This is a genomic window from Streptomyces africanus, assembly GCF_030816955.1.
In the GTDB taxonomy this organism is placed as follows: domain Bacteria; phylum Actinomycetota; class Actinomycetes; order Streptomycetales; family Streptomycetaceae; genus Streptomyces; species Streptomyces africanus.
In genome coordinates this window covers 7,935,083-7,952,169 of record NZ_JAUSYP010000001.1, presented here as the reverse complement: position 1 = coordinate 7,952,169, position 17,087 = coordinate 7,935,083, and the positions used below count along the sequence as shown (strand labels likewise).

The window sequence follows — 17,087 nt, the reverse complement described above, 5'->3', positions numbered from 1 at the left end:
GTGAACCCCTTTCCTTCAGCGCATCGGGCGCAGCGCGGGCCTGGTGCTCCCGGTCCGGCCACCGTGCTCGGCAAGCCAGGCCGCGAGTGCGGCTGGTGTAGGCGTCGCGAACAGTTCCTCGATCGGCAGTTCCGCACGCAGCGAGGTACGGACGCGGGCGATGAGCCGGGTCGCGAGCAGGGAGTGCCCGCCGAGTGCGAAGAAGTCGTCGTCGACCCCGACGGACGGCAGGCCCAGCACCTCGGCGAAGGTCTGGCAGAGCAGTTCCTCCTCGGGGCCGTCCGGGGCACGGCCGCCGCCCGCGGTGTACGCCGGCGCCGGCAGGGCCCTGCGGTCCAGCTTGCCGTTGACCGTCAACGGCAGGACATCCAGCACCACGAACGCCGAGGGCACCATGTACGACGGCAGCCGCTGCGCGGCGAACCCACGCACCAGCTCGGACAGCCCACCGGCGTCCACTCCCTCACCGGGAACGACATAACCCACGAGTCGCCGGTCACCGGGCGAGTCCTCGCGTACGGTCACCACGGCCTGGGCGACGGCCGGGTGCGCCGCCAGTACCGCCCCGACCTCGCCCGGTTCGATCCGGAACCCGCGGATCTTCACCTGCTCGTCGGTACGACCTTCGAACACCAGCCGGCCGTCCGGGGTCCACCGGGCCCGGTCGCCCGACCGGTACATCCGCTGCCCGCCCGCACCGAACGGGCACGCCACGAACCGCTCACCGGTCAGCCCCGGACGCCCGGCGTAGCCACGCGCCAGCTGGGTCCCGGCCACGTACAACTCGCCCGCCACACCCACCGGAACCGGCCGCAGCCACTCGTCCAGCACGAACACCGACAACCCGGGGAGCCCACGGCCGATCACACTGCCCTGCCCGCTGCTGTCCGGAGACAGGTCGTGATGCGTGACATGCACCGTGGTCTCGGTGATCCCGTACATGTTCACCAGCCGCGGCCCGGACCCGCCGTACCGCTCCCACCAGCCCGAGAGCCGCGCGGGCTCCAGCGCCTCCCCGCCGAAGACCACCGCGCGCACGGCACCGAGCCCGCCCCCGCCCTCCGGCAGCGCGCCCAACAACTGGTAGAACGCCGACGGCGTCTGGCTCAGCATCGTCACCCGTTCACGCTCGACCAGCTCCAGGAACTCCGCCGGCGACCGCGACACCTCGAACGGCACCACCACGACCCGCCCGCCGTGCAGCAGCGCCCCCCACAACTCCCACACGGAGAAGTCGAAGGCCAGCGAATGGAACCAGCTCCACACGTCATCCGCACCGAAGTCGACCACCTCCCGCGCAGCGGCGAACAACGCCACCGCGCTGCGGTGCGGCACCGGCACGCCCTTCGGTGTCCCGGTCGATCCCGACGTGTAGATCACATACGCCGCCTGATCCGGGAGCGCGGCCTCCAGCGGCTCTCCGCCGGTCGCCACGTCGGACTCGGGAGCGTCCGTCACCACCACCGGCACGTCTTTCGGCAGGGCCGACGCGAAGTCGGCCGTCGTCACGGCGCACGCGGCCTGCGCGTCGGCCAGCAGGAACGCGATGCGTTCGGCCGGGTGGTCCGGGTCGACGGGCAGATACGCACCGCCCGCCTTCAGCACCGCCACCACCGCCACCACCAAGTCGGCGGAGCGCGGCATGAACACACCGACGACCGACTCCGGGCCCACCCCCCGCCGCACCAGACGCCGCGCCAGCCGGTCGGCACGGGCGTCCAGCTCCGCGTACGACACGGCCACCTCACCCGCCGTCACCGCCGTCGCCTGCGGTGTCCTTGCCACCTGCGCCTCGAACAAGGACAGCAGCGTCGCTTCGGACACCTCGGTGCCGGGGGCGTGGACCTCGACCAGCAGCCGGTGCCGCTCATCGGCGGTCAGCAGATCCAGGTCGCCCAGGCGCCGCCCCGGGTCGTCGGCCACCTGCTCCAGCAGCCGGACGAGCCGGTCCAGGAGGGTCTGGACGGTACCGGCGTCGAAGAGGTCGGCCGCGTACTCGACCGTCCCCTCCACACCGGCCGGGGCCCCGCCACCATCATGACGGTCGGTGAGGTTGATCATCAGGTCGAACCGGGCGGTGCCGGTGCCGACCGGCTCCGGCCGGGTGCCGAGGCCGGGGAGTTCGACGGCCCCGGGTGAGACGTTCTGGAGGCTGAGGCTGATCTGGAACAGGGGGTGGTGGGCCGGGGAGCGTTCGGGGTTGATCACCTCCACCAGGTGCTCGAAGGGGACGTCCTGGTGCTCGTAGGCGGCCAGGTCGGTCTCCCGGACCTGGTCGAGGAGGTCGGTGAAGGCCGGGTTCCCGCCGGTGTCGGCCCGCAGGACCAGTGTGTTCACGAAGCAGCCGGCGAGGTCGTCGAGCGCCTCGTCGGTGCGCCCGGCGATCGGGGCGCCCAGCGGGATGTCGGTGCCGGCGCCCAGCCGGGTCAGCAGTGCCGCCACGGCCGCGTGCAGCACCATGAACAGGGTGGCTCCCCGTTCCCGGGCGAGCCGCGTCAGCGCCTGGTGCACAGGCGCCTCCACCCGGAAGCTCCGCAGGCCGCCGCGGCGAGAGGCCACCGCGGGGCGGGGCCGGTCGGTGGGCAGCTCCAGCCGGACGGGCAGCCCGGCCAACTGGTCCTTCCAGTAGCGGATCTGGTGGCCGATCAGGCTGTCCGGGTCGCTTTCCGCGCCCAGCAACCGCTGCTGCCACAGGGTGTAGTCGGCGTACTGCACCGGCAGCGCCGGCCAGTCCGGCGCCCTGCCGCGGCTGCGGGCGGCGTACGCCGTGGCCAGGTCGCGTGCCAGCGGGCCCACCGACCAGGCGTCGGCGGCGATGTGGTGCACGACCAGGACCAGTACGTGCTCCTCCGGCCCCTCGGTCAGCAGTTCGGCCCGCAGCGGCACCTCGCGGCTGAGGTCGAAGGCGTGCCGTGCGGCGGCCTCGATCTGCCCGGGCCCGCTCGCCCGGGCCGTCTCCAGCCGGGGGCGCGCCTCTTCCGGGGTGAGGATCCGCTGGCGGGGCGCCCCGTCCTGGTCCGGGAAGACGGTGCGCAGTGCCTGGTGCCGGGCCACGACGTCCCCCAGCGCCGCCTGGAGGGCTTCTCGGTCCAGCGCCCCGGTGATCCGCAGTCCCAGGGGGACGTTGTAGGTCGCCGACGGGCCCTCCAGGTGGTGCAGGAACCACAGGCGGCGCTGTGCCGGCGACAGCGGCAGGGGGTCCGGGTGCGGTACGGGCCGCAGGGCCGGCCGGGCGGGCCCGCCCCTGTCCAGCCAGGCGTCCAGGGCCGACACCGTGGGCGCGGCGAACAGCGCCTTCATCGGCACCTCGGCGCCCAGGGTGGCCCGGATGCGGCTGATGAGCCGGGTGGCCGGCAGCGAATGCCCGCCGAGGGCGAAGAAGTCGTCGTCGACCCCCACCCGGTCCAGGCCGAGCACCTCGGCGAACAGTCCGCACAAGATGGTCTTCCGCGGGGTGCGCGGCGCGCGATCCGAGGTGAGGAACACGGGTGCGGGCAGCGCACGCCGGTCGGCCTTCCCGTTCGCCGTCAGCGGCATGGCGTCCAGCGGCATCACCGTCGCGGGCACCATGTGTGCCGGCAGAGCGCGTGCGGCGAACCGGCGCAACTCCCGTGGGTCCACGTCCTGCCCGGGGGTGGCGACCACGTAGGCCACCAGTTGCTGGGGGCCGCCGGGTGCCGTGCGGGGCACGACGACCGCCCGGCCGACCGCGGGGTGCCGGGTGAGTGCGGCTTCGATCTCGGCGGGCTCGACCCGGTATCCGCTGATCTTGATCTGGTCGTCGGCCCGGCCGGCGAACTCCAGTTGCCCGTCGGCGGTCCACCGCACCAGGTCGCCGGTGCGGTACATCCGCTGCCCGGCCGGGCCGAACGGGCAGGCCACGAACCGTTCCGCGGTCAGTCCCGTGCGCCCGGCGTAGCCGCGGGCCAGTCCCGCACCGGCGACGTACAGCTCTCCCAGGGTGCCGACGGGGACCGGGTTGAGGGCGTCGTCCAGCGCGTACAGGCGGGTGTTGGCGATCGGCCGGCCGATCGGCACCGTGTCGCCCACGGGTTGCCCGGGGGGTATCTCGAAGACGCAGCAGCCGACGACCGTTTCGGTCGGGCCGTAGTGGTTGACCACCACCGTGTCGGGCGCGTTGTCCCGCCAGGCCCGTACGAGGGCCCCCGGCAGTGCCTCGCCGCCCACCACCAGCGTCCGGGCCGCGGTGCCCTGCTCGTGGGCCGTGAGCATCGTGGCCAGCAGCGGGAGGTGCCCGGGCACCATCTTGACCAGGCCGAACCCGTCACCGGCGCGCGCCTTCATCAGCGCGGCGAGCCCCTCGGCGCCGCCTTCGGGGCTGACGTCCACCGTGCCGCCGCACACCAGCGGTACCAGCACGCCGGTCAGGGGCAGGTCGAAGGCCATCGACGAGTGCAGGGGCGATCGGTCCCCGGGGCGCATCCGGAAGAACCCGGCCGCCCAGAGAGCGTAGTTGGCCAGGCCGTCGTGGGTGACCGCGACCCCTTTCGGGACGCCTGTCGAACCGGAGGTGAACATCACGTAGGCCAGTTGGCCGGGCAGCAGGTCCCGCGACGCGTGCGGTTCTCCGGCCTCGGGTGCGGTCGCTTCCGGGGCGTCCGGGTCGACGACCGGGACGCCGCTCCCCCGCAGGTCGTCGAGGAGCTCCCCGGTGGCGATCAGCGCGGCTGCCCGGCTCTCGGTGAGCGTGAGCCGCGCCCGCTCGGCGGGATGCTCGGGATCCATCGGCAGATATGCCGCTCCGGCCTTCCAGGTGGCCAGCATCGCGGTCAGCAGGAGCGGGCCGCGCGGCAGGCACAGCGCGACCACCGACTCGGGGCCGATGCCGTGGCGGCGCAGTTGCCGGGCCAGTCGGCCGGCCCGCGCGTTCAGTTCCCGGTAGGTGATCTCCGAGGCGCCGCACACCACGGCGATGGCGCCCGGGTCGCGGGCGGCGTGCGCCTCGAAGCAGCCCAGCACGGTCCGGCCGCTGTCGCCGGTCCCGGTGCGGTTCCACGTCACGAGGACCTGCCGCCGTTCGTCCTCGTCCAGGGCGTCGATCCGGTCGGCGTACTCGTCGGCTGGTGCCTCGGCCAGTCGGCGGAGCACCGTGCGGAACCGGCGGGAGATCTCCGCTCCCGCCTCCCGGGGCGTGCCGGTCGGGGTTGGTCTGCACGATCGTCCGGAGGCCGCCGTCCGTCTGGTCGTACATGTCGATCGTGACGTCGTCGACCGGGCCGCTCGACAGGCCGGTCCGCGTGGCGACGGCGTCCGCGAACCGCAGCGGCCGGTTCAGGAACATCAGGTTGACGCTCAGGTCGCGCAGCCGGCCGCGGCCGACGAGTCCCAGGTCGGCGAGGATGTTCCCGTACGGGTAGCGCTGGTGCCTCAGGCAGTCGGACACCGCGCCGGCGGTCCGCCGCAGGAGTTCGGCGACGGTGATGCCGCGGTCGACGGCCAGCCGGAGCGGCACCACGTTGGAGGTCATGCCGGGGATGCCGAGTTCCCCTCTGGTGGTCCGCCCGGTGACGGGGACACCGAGGACGACGTCGCGCGTTCCGGTCGAACGCTGCCGGTACAGGGCGGCGGCCGAGAGGGCGAGGCCGGCGAGGCTGGTGCGCAACCGGCGTGCCGCCGCCCGCAGGTCGGCGGCCGCGGCCGCGTCGCTGTCGTGCACGTGCAGCAGCGGCGGCCCGGGAAGGTCCCGGGTGCGGTCTCCTCGCGCGCCGTCCAGGTCCGGCAGGTCCGACAGCGACTCGAGCCAGAAGGCCCGGTCCCGTTCGTATGCCGCCGACCGGAGGTAGGAGCTGTCCGCGTCGTGCAGTACGGACCACGGCTTCAGCGCGCCGTCCGTGGGTTCCCGCCCGGCCGCGAGCGCCGTGTAGACGTCCGCCACGCGGGCGGCGAACGTCGAGAGGCTGGTCCCGTCGAGGACGATGTGGTGGGCGCGCTGGTACCAGAGGACCCGGTCCGGCCCCAGGCGGAACACGGCGTGGGCGGACAGCGGGCCGGCGAGGAGGTCCGCCGGACGGTTCAGGTCGGCCGACATCCACTCCTCGGCCGCCGCGCGGGGGTCCTCGGCGGCGCTGAGGTCGGCGACGTGCACGGGAAGGTCCGCCGCGTCGTCGACGTACTGCCGGGGTGTCCCGCCCTGCAGCCGGAACCGGAGCCGACAGGTCTCCGCCTCGCGCACGGCGTGCCGCAGCGCCGACAGGAGGAGCTCGATGTCCACGTCACCGCGGATGTCCATGTACTCGGCGACGTTGTACACGCGGCTGCCGGGTTCGAGTTGCTGGGCGTACCAGATGCCTAGCTGGCCGGACATCAGCTCCCGAAGGTCCTGTCGACGCATCGTCCTCCCCCCTCGAAGGCCTTCAGTCGGTTGTGAGTTCGGCCAGATGGGTGGTGAGCCCGGTGATGGTGTCGACGTCCCAGAGCAGGACGGGTTCGACGACGAGACCGAGGTCGTCCTCGATGTCGCCGCAGAGCGCGAAGGCGTACACCGAGTCCAGTCCGTAGTGCGGCAGCGGAACGTCGGCGTCGATCTCTTCGGCGGGCACCTTGGCGTAGTAGGCGACGCGTTCGACGAGCCAGGACCGGATCTTCTCGGGCGTCGGCCGGGTGGCCGGCAGGTCGGAGGCTGACAAGAGGGTCCCTCCCTCGGCCCGGCGGGGCGCCAGGCGGCCGATGCGGAAAGTGCGCGGGGACTTGGATGAGCATCAGGGGCTCACGGCGCCCAATATGGCTCAGCCCCGAGCAGCGGATCAACCGTCGGCCGGGCGTACTTGGACGCCATCGGCGCGCGTCCAACTGAGGGCGTTACCGCAGTTGGACGGGTGGACAGGGGGTGTCCAGGCCGGCGCCTCGCACCCACTGCACCACGCCGGGGCCGCGTGCGATAGTGAGCCGCCCCGAAGACCAGGACGCAGCGGAACGGCACTGCCTTGCGCCGACGAGGAGGGAGAGGTGGCATGGGCTACGCCGCGGGCCGAAGCGCCACGCACTTCGTCACGGTGGGCGGGATCCGGCTCGCCTACGAGCGTTCGGGCCAGGGCGATCCGGTGCTCATGATCATGGGATCGGGATCGGCCGGCCACGCCTGGACGATGCACCAGACACCGGCGCTGCACGCGGCCGGCTACGCCTCGGTCGTCTTCGACCACCGCGGCATCCCGCCGTCCGACGCACCACCGGGCAGGTACTCGCTCCTGGACATGACCGCCGACGTCAAGGGTTTGATCGAGGCGCTGGACCTGGCTCCGTGCCGGGTCGTCGGCACCTCCCTGGGGGCGATGATCGCGCAGGAGCTGGCGATCGGCCATCCGGAACTGGTGCGGTGCGCCGTGCTCATCGCCACCCGGGCCCGCGCGGACGCCGCGCGGCGGGCCCAGACCCAGGCGGAGATCGCCCTGGTGGAGAGCGGCGTGCGGCTGCCGGCCGGATACGAGGCCGCGACGACGGTGTTCAGGATGTTCTCGCCGGTCACGCTCAACGACGACGGCGCCGTGACCGCCTGGCTGGACATCTTCGAGTTGTCCGGGGGCGGGGACGCTCAGGCCCGGCATGCCTGGGCCGACATCGCCGACGACCGCCGTCCGGCGCTGCGCGGCGTGACCGCGCCCTGTCGGGTCGTGACCTTCGCCGACGACCTCATCACTCCGCCGCACCTGGGCGCGGAGGTCGCCGAGGCCATCCCCGGCTGCGATCTCGTCGAGATCTCCGGCTGCGGGCACCTCGGGTATCTCGAACGGCCCGATGTGCTCAACGCGGCGATCATCGAGTTTCTCGACAACCACTGAGGAGTTTCTCCGTGACCCCAGGACACGACCCGACCATGGGCACGATCGGATTGCGCGTCGAAGGGTTGGTGGATCCGCAGCGGGTCAAACCCGGCACGTTCAAGCGCATCATTCCCTACGCCATGCGCTACCGCCGGGCACTGGCCATCGTGATGCTGGCGACGATCGTCGACTCCGTCATCACCGTGTCGATCCCGCTGATGCTCAAGATGATCGTCGACGACGGCATAGTGGCCGGCAAGGCCTCGGTCGTGTTCGGTCTCGCCGGGCTCGTCGCGGGCCTCGCCCTGCTGAACGTGGTGGCGATCTACATACAGGCCTGGTTCTCCGGCCGGGTCGGCCAGGGCCTCATCTTCGACCTCCGTACCAAGGTCTTCGCGCACATCCAGCGGCAGCCGGTGGCGTTCTTCACCCGCACGCAGACCGGTTCGCTGGTCAGCCGGATCAACACCGACATCGTCGGTGCGGAGCAGGCCCTCACGACGCTGCTCTCGCAGTCGCTGTCCACCATGCTGACGCTGATCCTGGTGCTCGGCGCGATGTTCTACCTGTCGTGGCCGATCACGCTGGCGGCGCTGGTGATGATCCCGCTGTTCTTCATCCCGGGGAAGATCATCGCCCAGCGGATGGAGAGGCTGGCCCGCAGCGGTATGCAGAAGGACGCCGAGCTGGGCTCGATGATGACCGAGCGGTTCAACGTCTCCGGCGCGATGCTCGTCAAGCTCTACGGCAGGCCCGAGGAGGAGTCCGCCGAGTTCTCCAAGAAGGCGCGCCTCGTGCGCGACATCGCCATCTCGATGGATGTGCACGCCCGTCTGCTGTTCATTCTCGTCACCCTGCTCACCACGGTCACCACCGCCCTGGTCTACGGCTTCGGCGGCTGGTTCGTCATCGACGGCCAGATCCAGATCGGCACGCTGGTGGCCATGGTCGCCCTGCTGATGATGCTGTACAGCCCCATCAACCAGCTGACGAACATTCAGAGCGACGTCATGACCGCGCTGGTCAGCTTCGACCGCGTCTTCGAGGTGCTGGACCTCCAGCCGCTCATCACCGAGCGGCCCGAGGCGCGCGTACTGCCGGCCCGGGTTTCGGAACACGGGAACGGCGTGGCGCCCCACGTCGAATTCGACAACGTCGCCTTCCGCTACCCCAGCGCCGAGGAAGTGTCCCTGCCCTCCCTGGAGTTGCTGCCGCTGCGCAAGAGCGAGCACGGTCCGGGCGCGCTGGTGCTGAACGACGTGAGCTTCCACGCCCCCGCCGGGCGGCTCACCGCGCTGGTCGGGCCGTCCGGGGCCGGGAAGACCACCATCACCCAGCTGGTGCCGCGACTCTACGACGCCACGTCCGGATCGGTGCGGATCGGTGGTCACGACGTCCGCGACCTGACCCTCGACTCGCTGGGCGACACGGTCGGCGTCGTCACGCAGGACGCGCATCTGTTCCACGACACCATCCGGACCAACCTCCTCTACGCGCGCCCGGACGCCACCGAACCCGACATCGTCGAGGCGTGCGAGGCGGCGCTGATCTGGCCGACGATCTCGCAGCTGCCCGACGGTCTCGACACGGTCGTCGGTGACCGCGGCTACCGGTTGTCCGGCGGCGAGAAGCAGCGGCTGGCCATCGCGAGACTGCTGCTCAAGTCGCCGCCGATCGTCGTCCTCGACGAGGCGACGGCGCACCTGGACTCCGAGTCCGAGCTGGCCATCCAGCGGGCGCTGAAGGCCGCTCTGACCGGACGGACGTCACTGGTCATCGCACACCGCCTGTCCACCATCCTGGACGCGGACCAGATCCTCGTCATCGACGAGGGACGCATCCAGGAGCGCGGCACCCACGACCAACTGCTCGCAGGCGGCGGGCTCTACGCCGAGTTGTACCGGACTCAGTTCGCCCACCAGGGCCGCAGCCCCCAACCAGCCGAAAGTACGGCCGCCGGCAACGGGAACCGTGCTTTGGACTGATGCTGGAAAAGGCGGGGAATTCGAGGATGGGGGCATGCCTCACGCAGACGCCCCTCCCGCACTTCACGCAGAGGGCTTGACGAAGAAATACGGCCGCCGCGGCAGGCTGGCCCTGAGCGACGTCAACCTCACCATCCCCGCCGGCCGTGTCATCGGCTTGGTCGGCCCGAACGGGGCCGGGAAATCCACCCTGCTGCACCTGGCCTGCGGGCTGACCGAGCCGACCTCCGGGTCGCTGACCGTGCTGGGATCCCGTCCGGCGGCCAATGCCTCGCATCTGGCCCGGGTGGGGTTCGTCGCTCAGAACACGCCGGTGTACGGCTCGTTCACCATCGCCGAGCACATGAAGCTCGGCGCGAAGATGAATCCGAGCTGGGACCCGGTCCTGGCCGAACGGCGTATCAGCCAGGTGGGGCTGAACCCGGAGCAGAAGGCGGGGCAGCTCTCGGGTGGTCAGCGGGCGCAGCTGGCGCTGACCATCGCGGCGGCCAAACGCCCCGAGCTGCTGATCTTCGACGAGCCGGCGGCGGCCCTGGACCCCCTGGCGCGCAAGGGGTTCCTCCAGAACCTGATGGAGTTCGTCCTGGAACTCGGCGCCAGCGCCGTGCTCTCCTCGCATCTCCTCGGCGACGTCGAACAGGTCTGCGACTACATCATCGTCCTGTGCGACTCGCGGGTGCAGGTCGCCGGTGACACCCGGGACCTGCTGGCCGGCCACGCACGACTGGTCGTGCCGCGCGGCGAGTTCGACCATCCGCCCGCCGGGGTCGAGGTGATCTCGATCGAGCACAGCGGCAAGCACAGCAACGCGATCGTCCGTACCAGCGGCCCGCCCGGGGAGCTGCCCTACCAGGCGGAGCCCGTCACGCTCGAAGAACTCGTCCTCGCCTACATGACCCGGGCGGCCGCCGTGCCCGCCGCCCGGACCGAAGCCGCAGCCTGGGGGGCCCCGCGATGATGTGGCTGAGCTGGCGGCAGTTCCGCGTCCAGGCGCTGGTCGGCGCCGGTGCGCTCGCCGTGATCGCCGTGTACCTGGTGTATCTCGGCGGGGACATCCGTGACGCCCATGACGTCTACCGAGCCAACTGCGAGAACTCGGCCAACTGCGCGCAGGCGCGAGCCCAGTTCCGCAGCGCCTACCAGAACACCCTGCTGTTCATGGCGACCGGACTCGCCCTGATCCCCGCCCTCATCGGCACCTTCTGGGGCGCTCCCCTGGTCGCCCGGGAACTCGAGAACGGCACCCACCGGCTGGTGTGGAACCAGAGCGTCACCCGGCCGCGCTGGCTCCTGAGCAAGATCCTGCTCATGGGCGCGGCCGCCGTGCTCGTGACCGGCGCTGCCGCGGCCCTGCTGACCTGGGCGGCCCGGCCCTTCGACAATGTGGTCAAGGAGCAGTTCGACACCTTCGTGTTCGGGGCGCGCAACATCGCCCCGATCGGCTACGCCGCGGTGGCCTTCACGCTCGGCACCGTGATCGGGCTGCTGCTGCGCCGGACCCTGCCGGCGATGGCGGTGACGCTCGTCGTCTTCCTCGCCTTCCAGTTCTTCTTCCCCAACGTGGTGCGGCCCAGCCTCATGCCGCCGGAGAAGGCCACGTTGCAGATGACGGAGCAGGCCATCAACCAGGCGCAGAATCTCGGCAGTCTCGGTGGCGGTTCGGTGATCGGCGGGGTGAAGATCCCGGGCGCGCCCGACGCGTGGATCGCCGAGACGAGCCCGCTGCGTACCGCGGACGGGCAGACATTGAGCGGGGCCAAGTTCAACGACTGCCTCGACAGCCCGCCCAAGACAGGGGCCGGGGGCACCTTCGGCGACACGGCGGTGTGCCTCGCCAAGCAGAACCTGCATGTCGATGTCCTCTACCAACCGCGCAGCCGTTACTGGGCCTTCCAGGGGCTGGAGACCGGGATCTATCTGGTGCTCAGCGTGATCCTCACCGCGTTCGGTCTTTGGCGAATCCGGCGACGGGTGAGCTGACCCCCGTCTCGACCGCCGCCGGTAAGGGCGCCGCCGGGAATTATCCCGGCGGCGCCTTTTTCTGTTGCGCGGCGCGTTTTCTCGGGTGTCCATCCACGGGAAATCGTCCAGCCTTTGGGGGATGCCGGATCTGTGGAACGCTGACAAAAGAGTCACCAGCGCAATGATCACATCGGTGCGTTCCGGGAGGCCGAATGAGCACAGCACAGCACGAGGAATTCGACGTGGTGGTCGTGGGCGGTGGCCCGTCGGGGTCGACATTGTCGTCACTGGTGGCCATGCAGGGGCACCGCGTCCTGTTGCTGGAGAAGGAGAGCTTTCCCAGGTATCAGATCGGCGAGTCGCTTCTTCCGTCCACCATTCACGGCATCTGCCACCTGCTCGGCGTCACCGATGAACTCGCCGCGGCAGGATTTCCCCACAAGCGTGGCGGCACCTTCCGATGGGGCGCGAACCCCACCCCGTGGAACTTCTCCTTCTCCGTCTCGTCCAAGGTCTCCGGACCGACCTCGTTCGCCTATCAGGTCGAGCGGAGCAAGTTCGACAAGATCCTGCTCGACAACGCCGTCCGCAAGGGCGTCGACGTCCGGGAGAACCGCACGGTGACCGAGGTCGTGGAGGGCGACGACGGGCGGGTGAGCGGGCTGCGGTACACCGACCCGGACGGCACCGAGCGCGAGGTGTCGGCCCGGTACGTCGTGGACGCCTCGGGCAACACCAGCCGCATCCACAAGCAGGTCGGCGGCTCGCGGAAGTACTCGGACTTCTTCCGCAGCCTGGCGCTGTTCGGTTACTTCGAGAACGGCAAGCGGCTGCCGGCGCCGAACACCAACAACATCCTGTGCGTCGCGTTCGGCAGCGGATGGTTCTGGTACATCCCGCTCAGCGACACGCTGACCAGCGTCGGCGCTGTCGTCCGCCGGGAGGACGCGGCCAAGATCCAGGGTGACCCGGAGGCCGCGCTGCGCAACCTCATCGCCGAGTGTCCGCTGATCCAGGAGCACCTGGCCGACGCCACCCGTGTCACGGAAGGCCAGTACGGCCAGATACGGGTGCGCAAGGACTACTCCTACCACCACACGAACTTCTGGCGGCCGGGCATGGTGCTGGTCGGCGACGCGGCGTGCTTCGTCGACCCGGTGTTCTCCTCCGGGGTCCATCTGGCCACCTACAGCTCGCTGCTGGCGGCCCGCTCCATCAACAGCGTCCTGGCGGGGAAGATCGGCGAGCAGCGGGCCTTCGACGAGTTCGAGGCGAGGTACCGCCGGGAGTACAGCGTCTTCTACGAGTTCCTGACGTCGTTCTACGACATGCACGTCGACGAGGACTCCTACTTCTGGTCGGCGAAGAAGGTCATCAACAGCGACCACGCCGAACTGGAGTCGTTCGTCGAGCTGGTGGCGGGCATGTCCAGCACCGACTTCGACCTCTCCGACGCCGAGTCGGGCGCCCTCCGGCTCAAGCAGCGGTCGGCGGAGTTCGCCGACGCCATCGACAGCCTGGTCGACCAGCGGGAGGAGAACATGGCTCCGCTGTTCCGGTCGTCGGTGGTGCGCCAGGCGATGCAGGAGGGTTCGCAGGTGCAGACCCGGGCCCAGCTGGGCGAGTATGCGGGCGATGACATTCCCGTCTTCGAGGGCGGCCTCGTCGCCTCGTCCGACAGCATGTTCTGGGAGGAGCCGGATCCGGCCTGACCGTACGGCTCCCGCCCCGCGGACGACGCGGAGGGCCCCGCTCGTGGGAGCGGGGCCCTCTGCGTCGTCGCGGGGGTTCAGCGCACCGCGTCCGCGCTCTCGAACTCGATGAACTCGGCCAGCCGTGCGATTCCCTTCTCGATGTCGGTGTGGGTCAGATAGCTGGTGGAGAGCCTGATGGTGTGGCCGCCGCCGCCCTGCGGATAGAAGTACGCCATCGGCGTCCAGATGACCCCGAAGTCCTGTGCGGAGCGGGCCAGTGCGGCGTTGTCGGCACGGAACGGCACCTGGAGCGTCAGGAAGAAGCCGCCGCTGGGCTCGTTCCAGCTCACCTGCAGCCGGCTCCTGCGCTCGGCCGGGAACTCCCGCGCCAGGCACTCCAGGGTGAAGCGCATGGCTTCCCCGTAGTGGGCGGCGGTCAGCGTGTTCAGCTCCGAGACGCGGCCGTCGCACTCCAGCAGCGCACCGGCCACCACCGCCTGGCTGAGCGGCGAGGTGTTCACGGTGACCATGCTCTTGATCTTGGCGAGCTGGTCCGCCAGGAGAGTCGTGCTGCCGTCCGGCGCCAGCACCGGCTGGTCCGCCACCGCGAACCCGATGCGTGCCCCGGGGAAGACGGTCTTGGCGTACGAGCCGAGGTGGATCACACGCCGGGTCCGGTCGAGGGACTTCAGCGACGCCACCTGTGTGCCCGGGCTGACGTGCCGGTACGGGCTGTCCTCGAGGACGAGGATGTCGAGCCGCTCGGCCAGGTCCATGAGGGCCAGTCTGGCCTCCAGCGGCATGGTGACGCCGGACGGGTTCGAGTGGTCCGGCACCAGGTAGACGGCCCGCGGTCGTCTGCCCCGCGCCCGCTCCGCCGTGACGGCGGCCTCCAGGGCGTCGCACGACAGTCCGTTCTCGCCCTCCTCGACGGCGGTCAGCCGGACGTCCAGCAGCCTGGCGGCCCCGGTGATGCCCACGTAGCAGGGGCTGGAGACCAGCAGCACGTCGTCCGGCCCGGACATGAGCGCACGCAGCGTCAGGAACATCGCTTCCTGGCAGCCGACCGTGACCACGATCGACTCGGGCGGCACGTCGATGTCCTCGTCCACCCGCAGGGAGTGGGCGATCAGCTCGCGGATCAGACCTGCGGACGGCCCGTACTGGAACAGCGCGTCGCGCACCTGCGCCTGCGAACGGCCCTGCTCGGTCAGGTGATCCATGTAGCGGCGCAGGTGACCCATGACCTGATCGGTCTCGAAGAACCCCGCGTACGGCCGGCCGGGGGCGAAGGACACCGCCTCGGGATAGCGCAGCGTCACCTCGTTCAGGAAGTTCATGGTGTCCATGACCGGGTCGGCGACGCTCGGATGCAGGTCCGCGATCCGCAGCGCTGCCCCGCCCCCGGTCTCGGTGTGCCCGTGCGCCGCGGCCGTCACGGTGTCCGGGCGAGGAGTGTGCGGGGCCGGGCGGACGAGATCGGGGCCGATGTCCGCGACGGTCTTCAGACCGGCCAGCGACATGGCGTCGGTCAGTTCCTCCAGGAGAACGGAGAAGACGCCGGTCACCCCCTCGGCTCCGTCGGCCGCCAGGCCGTGCAGCACCGGGCGGCCGATGAGGACCGCGTCGGCGCCGAGCGCGAGCGCCGCGAGAACGTCCCGGCCCCGGCGCACCCCGCCGTCGAGCAGGACGGGGAGGCGGCCGCCGATCGCCGCCGCGACCTCGGGCAGGACGTCGAGCGTGGCCGGCACACCGTCGAGCTGACGGCCTCCGTGGTTGGAGACCACGATGCCGTCCGCTCCGGCCTCGGCGCCGCGTACCGCGTCGGGTCCGGTGAGGACCCCCTTGATCAGGATCGGCAGTGTGGAGACCGAGCGCAGCCAGTCCAGCACCGACCAGTCCAGGTCGGGATCGAACTCGGCACGCGAGTGCGCGGCCGGCGCCGCGAAGCCGTCACCCGCGAGGTTGGCGGGGACCATGCCCGGAGGCAGCCGGAAGTCGTTGCGCAGGTCCCGCAGCCGGCGGCCGAGGCGGGGCGCGTCCACGGTGAGGACCAGTGCCTCGAAGCCCGCGTTCTCCGCCCGCTCGATGAGGCCGCGGGTGACCGAGTGGTCCCGCATGCAGTACACCTGCAGCCACAGGGGGGTGGTGGCCTCGGCGGCGATGTCCTCGAAGGTGCGTCCGGCGAAGGTACTGATCACGACCGGGACCTTGGCGGCCGCCGCCGTTCCGCGGACGGTGGCCTGCTCGCCGAGCGGGTCCGCGAGCGTGTGGTAGGCCACCGGGGCGACCGCCAGGGGCGCGTCCCAGGTCCGGCCCAGGATCCTGGTGGCGGTCTGCGGGCTGCCCGCCCCTGTCAGCACCGACGGCCGCAGCAGGACGCGGTCGAACGCCGCGGTGTTCGCGGCGAGGGTCCGTTCCTCTCCGGCGCCGCCTTCGATGAAATCCCAGACCGCGGGATCCAGCCGTTCCTGGGCACGTAACGCGAATTCACCGAGCGACAGTTCCATCAAGGCCCCACTTCACGGCTCACAACGAGATATCTGCGGCGGTGCCTCATGCCAGGTGGGCGGTTTCCGCCGCCTGCTGGCGCTCCACGGCTTCGTACAGGGCGTGGATGTTGTTGCTGCCGAACGTGTGGGCTCCGCGGCGGTCGATCAGTTCCCAGAACAGGGTCCGCCTCGGGTGCGTCGACTCGGTGAAGATCTGCAACATGACCCCCGACGGGTCGCGGTCGGCGAGGATGTGGAGCGCGCTGAGCTCCTCCACCGGCACGCCGATCCGGCCCAGCCGCGCGGGCAGCATCTCATAGTAGCTGGGCGGCGTGGTGAGGAATCGCACCCCGCGTTCCCCGCAGGCGCGTACGGCGACGGCGATGTCGTCGGTGAGGAACGCGACATGCTGCACGCCGGCCCCGCCATGGGACGCGACGAACGCGTCGATCTGGCCCGGGTCGCGGGTGGCGTCGGGCTCGATGATCGTGAAGGTGACCGTCTCGGACTCGTTCTGGACGACTTTGGAGTCCATGGCCTGCGAGCCCACGACGATCCGTTCCTCGAACGTCTGGGTGAGGCCGAACGCCTCCTGGTAGTGGCGGACCGTCTCGTCCAGCTCACCGGCCGGCACGCACACCGCGAAGTGGTCGACCCGCTTCAGCATGCCGCCGGGCTCGTGGGGGACCGTCTCCTCGATGACGGGCGCGAAGGGCCCCTGAGGGTTCTCCCGGGACACGAAGCGGTGCTCCACGTCGCCGAACCCCGTCACCGACGCGAAGGTGACCCGCGCGCCGGCGGGCCCGAACTCCTCGGGCGGGGCCGTCGGGACGGCTCCGCGCGCCACCGCTTCGGCGAACGCGGTGTGCGCGTCGTCCACGCGGATGCCGATCACCGCGACGCCGTCGCCGTGCAGTCGAACGTACTCGGCGGCACGATGGTCGGCGCCGGAGGCCGTGGTCAGCAGCAGGGCAATGTCGTTCTGGCGCAGCAGGACCGATTCACAGCCCTTCAGGCCGGTCGCCGCGCCGCCGCGGCCGGCGAGCGTGAAGCCGAAGGAGTCGCACAGCTGACCTGCCGTCTTTTCCGCGTCCTCGACAAACAATTCGACGTGATCGATCGATCGTATCTCCATGGCCGCCTCCGTAAAGCTTCGTAGTGTGGACACTTCTC

General features: G+C 70.8%; 9 protein-coding genes and 1 pseudogene. 5 read left to right on the top strand and 5 right to left on the bottom strand.

Annotated elements, in window-relative coordinates; genetic code table 11:
- Window positions 1-15: 15 nt before the first annotated feature.
- From QF034_RS36360 to QF034_RS36350, 3 genes and pseudogenes are all read right to left on the bottom strand, one after another.
- Complete coding sequence (locus QF034_RS36360; RefSeq protein ID WP_307178908.1) at window positions 16-5,109, bottom strand: non-ribosomal peptide synthetase; 5,094 nt, start codon at window positions 5,107-5,109, stop codon at window positions 16-18.
- 286 nt (window positions 5,110-5,395) lie between these two features.
- A pseudogene (locus QF034_RS41635) lies at window positions 5,396-6,325 on the bottom strand (condensation domain-containing protein); the annotation flags it as partial.
- A 49-nt stretch (window positions 6,326-6,374) separates the two neighbouring features.
- Window positions 6,375-6,647: an acyl carrier protein gene (locus QF034_RS36350; protein ID WP_307178906.1), complete on the bottom strand. Its 273-nt coding sequence runs from the start codon at window positions 6,645-6,647 to the stop codon at window positions 6,375-6,377.
- A 324-nt stretch (window positions 6,648-6,971) separates the two neighbouring features.
- Between QF034_RS36350 and QF034_RS36345 the strand changes: the two genes are divergently transcribed.
- The 5 genes from QF034_RS36345 (at window position 6,972) to QF034_RS36325 (ending at window position 13,440) form a co-directional block, all read left to right on the top strand.
- Entirely contained in the window at window positions 6,972-7,799 is an 828-nt protein-coding gene (locus QF034_RS36345) for an alpha/beta fold hydrolase (protein WP_307178905.1), read from the top strand.
- 11 nt (window positions 7,800-7,810) lie between these two features.
- On the top strand, window positions 7,811-9,766 hold the full coding sequence (locus tag QF034_RS36340; protein ID WP_307178904.1) for an ABC transporter ATP-binding protein: 1,956 nt from the start codon (window positions 7,811-7,813) through the stop codon (window positions 9,764-9,766).
- 76 nt (window positions 9,767-9,842) lie between these two features.
- Window positions 9,843-10,724 (top strand): ABC transporter ATP-binding protein, encoded by an 882-nt coding sequence (locus QF034_RS36335; protein WP_307178903.1) that lies wholly within the window; start codon window positions 9,843-9,845, stop codon window positions 10,722-10,724.
- Complete coding sequence (locus QF034_RS36330) at window positions 10,721-11,746, top strand: ABC-2 membrane transporter-related protein (protein WP_307178902.1); 1,026 nt, start codon at window positions 10,721-10,723, stop codon at window positions 11,744-11,746. Before QF034_RS36335 ends, QF034_RS36330 begins: the two co-directional genes overlap by 4 nt.
- A 194-nt stretch (window positions 11,747-11,940) precedes the next feature.
- Window positions 11,941-13,440 carry a tryptophan 7-halogenase gene (locus QF034_RS36325; RefSeq protein ID WP_307178901.1) on the top strand — a complete coding sequence of 500 codons (1,500 nt, stop codon included), beginning with the start codon at window positions 11,941-11,943 and terminating at the stop codon, window positions 13,438-13,440.
- Window positions 13,441-13,517: 77 nt separating this feature from the next.
- On the opposite strand, the gene QF034_RS36320 is transcribed toward QF034_RS36325, so the two are convergent.
- Window positions 13,518-15,932, bottom strand: coding sequence for an aminotransferase class I/II-fold pyridoxal phosphate-dependent enzyme (locus tag QF034_RS36320; protein ID WP_307178900.1), 2,415 nt, complete (start codon window positions 15,930-15,932; stop codon window positions 13,518-13,520).
- Between the two features lie 46 nt (window positions 15,933-15,978).
- Window positions 15,979-17,049 carry a 4-hydroxyphenylpyruvate dioxygenase gene (gene hppD / locus QF034_RS36315; RefSeq protein ID WP_307178899.1) on the bottom strand — a complete coding sequence of 357 codons (1,071 nt, stop codon included), beginning with the start codon at window positions 17,047-17,049 and terminating at the stop codon, window positions 15,979-15,981.
- Window positions 17,050-17,087 lie beyond the last annotated feature (38 nt).

What these genes read in the sequence shown, in the direction of transcription:
- QF034_RS36330 (WP_307178902.1), top strand. Translation starts at nt 10,721, where the DNA reads ATGATGTGGCTGAGCTGGCGGCAGTTCCGCGTCCAGGCGCTGGTCGGC.
- QF034_RS36345 (WP_307178905.1), top strand. Translation starts at nt 6,972, where the DNA reads ATGGGCTACGCCGCGGGCCGAAGCGCCACGCACTTCGTCACGGTGGGC.
- QF034_RS36320 (WP_307178900.1), bottom strand. Translation starts at nt 15,932, where the DNA reads ATGGAACTGTCGCTCGGTGAATTCGCGTTACGTGCCCAGGAACGGCTG.
- QF034_RS36325 (WP_307178901.1), top strand. Translation starts at nt 11,941, where the DNA reads ATGAGCACAGCACAGCACGAGGAATTCGACGTGGTGGTCGTGGGCGGT.
- hppD (WP_307178899.1), bottom strand. Translation starts at nt 17,049, where the DNA reads ATGGAGATACGATCGATCGATCACGTCGAATTGTTTGTCGAGGACGCG.